Annotated in this window: 1 protein-coding gene; it reads right to left on the bottom strand. The window is 66.4% G+C overall.

The window, feature by feature from the left end; translation table 11 throughout:
- A partial coding sequence (locus tag HB633_RS30660) for a condensation domain-containing protein (protein ID WP_255581318.1) occupies positions 1–550 on the bottom strand: 550 nt, incomplete at both ends.

Genomic DNA, 550 nt, shown 5'->3' with positions numbered 1-550 from the left:
GTTCGGCTTCGGATTCACGCATGCCCTCTTCGAACCTGCGCAGATCCTGCTGCTCCAGCGCGAGCCGCAGCGTGGGCATCACCACCTGCGCAGGGGTGCCGTCATCCGTCTCGACGAAGTGCGTGCGCAGGGCTTCATGGCGACGCACTACTTCATTGAGCGTCATCTCCAGTGCCGCGACGTCAAGCTGTCCCACCAGCCGGACCGCAGTCGGCACGTTGTACAGCGTGTTGCCCGGATCCAGCCGGTCAAGGAACCACAGGCGCTGCTGCGCGAACGAGAGCGGCAACGCAGCGCCGTCCCGCTCGAAGGCCACGATCGCCGGCCGGGCCACCGCGTTGCTTTCCTGCCGGGCGACGCCAATCCGCTGCGCCAGTTCATCGAGCGCCGGCGCCTCGAACAGCGTGCGCAGCGCCAACTCCACGCCAAACGTTGCGCGCACCTGCGAGACTACCTGGGTGGCCAGCAACGAGTGGCCCCCCAGGTCGAAAAAGTTGTCGTGCAAACCGACCCGCTCGACGTGCAGCACATGTGACCAGATCTCGGCCAG

Origin of the sequence: Caballeronia sp. dw_276, assembly GCF_018449635.1 — a bacterium.
In the GTDB taxonomy this organism is placed as follows: domain Bacteria; phylum Pseudomonadota; class Gammaproteobacteria; order Burkholderiales; family Burkholderiaceae; genus Caballeronia.
The sequence above is the reverse complement of the archived record's forward strand: the minus strand, read 5'-3'. Positions and strand labels throughout refer to the sequence as shown.